Source organism: bacterium (genome assembly GCA_021108215.1).
Lineage (GTDB): Bacteria > Oederibacteriota > JAAXVQ01 > JAAXVQ01 > JAUVAV01 > JAIORK01.
Genome location: JAIORK010000008.1, coordinates 19,857 through 21,371 on the forward strand (window position 1 = coordinate 19,857; position 1,515 = coordinate 21,371).

At 42.0% G+C, this 1,515-nt stretch carries 1 protein-coding gene; it reads left to right on the forward strand.

Features of this window, described 5'->3' with window-relative positions; translation table 11 throughout:
• Positions 1–21: 21 nt before the first annotated feature.
• Positions 22–1,128 carry a DUF4922 domain-containing protein gene (locus tag K8S19_01605; protein ID MCD4812380.1) on the forward strand — a complete coding sequence of 369 codons (1,107 nt, stop codon included), beginning with the start codon at positions 22–24 and terminating at the stop codon, positions 1,126–1,128.
• The last annotated feature ends 387 nt before the right edge of the window (positions 1,129–1,515 follow it).

Here is a 1,515-nt window from a genome sequence, read left to right on the forward strand (position 1 = left end):
TTTTTTACCGATAATGATTCCATGATTATTCAAACCCTCGCCGAATATGCAGGCCGTCATTCATATCATAAATATCAGGACACAGAGCTGGCAATTGCGCTGGATTTAATCCGCGCGCACCGTGCCCTGATACTTAATCTTAAAGCCATTTCCGAGGCCAAGCTTTCTTTGGAGACCATGCTGCATGCATTGTTGATTTTTTCTGAGGAGAACCATTTTATTAAATATGATCCTTGGGATGCGACCATTCGGATCAAGCAGTTTCCGGAAGCACCCCAGCTGGTTTTTCAATACAATCCCTTCCGTGATCCAGCCAACCGGCATGCGGATGGGCAAAAGGCCAAAACCACAACCGGCCAAAAAACTGATTTTTTAGATTGGGAAACTTTTCCCGCCAGTGAGCACTATTTAATCTGGGCGGCGCCCTCGGGACGGCAGTACGGACTTTTAGTGCAACCCGCACCGATTGTTCCCAGCCATTTGATCATTGCATCTTTGGATGAAAATCCTGCAACCGGCACCCACTTTGATCAGACGTTGTGCTCTTTTCAAATGGAGGACATGCATGCATTGCAGGCAGTGCTTTATTCACTGGGTTATGCCATGGGATACAATGATAAAGGCGCCGGTGCCTCGGTGAATCATTTTCATACGCAGGCGATTCCCAGAAATTATCTTCCGATCATTCGGCAGTACCAAGCGGGGAAGCTGAGTATATCCGAGACCAGGATGGATAAAAACGGTGTTGCTTTGAAGCTTATTCGGGCGAACGACAGCTATCCGGTCAATGTGGTTTTGCTTGAGTCTGATCAGATTCAACCGTTGGTGGATAAAAAAATCGAAGTGTTGGCGCAGTTCCAATCAGAAAAAATTGTTTTGAATACTATTGGCTGGGAACACGCTGGGCGCTGGGTCGAGGCTTTTTTTCCTCGCGGCCAGGAGGCCTTGATGGGTAATGCGTTTAAAGCCGGTTATGTTGAGATGGGCGGGATGTTGGTTATTCCCAATAAAGCGCTTTTTGAGAGTATCAAAGAACCTGCGACAGGGAAGAATGCTTTATCTGAAGCGGGCTTTTCTTTGGAACGTTTTGAGCAATTATTACCCAAACTTATATCTATTTTTGATTGATTTTCTTTTTTTCCCTACTTCAAGCATGATAGTGCCAGCCACTCTTCTCTACTTTTCTCTAAGATTATAAAAGTTTTTAAACTTTGCATCTTTGCGTGAGGCCAAAGATGGATTTTTGTTTAAATCTTCATTTGTTTTTCAATGATTTTCGGCGTTGCAGGGTAAAATTTTCCGAAAGTAAATTAAAGGTTTGTTTTATGGGTGTATTATAATTATTTTGTAATGTATAATCAAGAAGCTCGTGTTTCAAAATAGGACGTCTGTTAGTTTAAGCTTATTTTATAATGAAAAAAATAGTCAGGTGGTATAGGAATTGAACGTTTCCTGTGATATATTTAGAATACTTCATTATTTATGATAAAGGAATGCTTTAAAAGGAGTTCGTGC

Excerpts from the sequence above, each read along its gene's own strand:
- K8S19_01605 (MCD4812380.1), top strand. The coding sequence starts at position 22 with ATGATTATTCAAACCCTCGCCGAATATGCAGGCCGTCATTCATATCAT.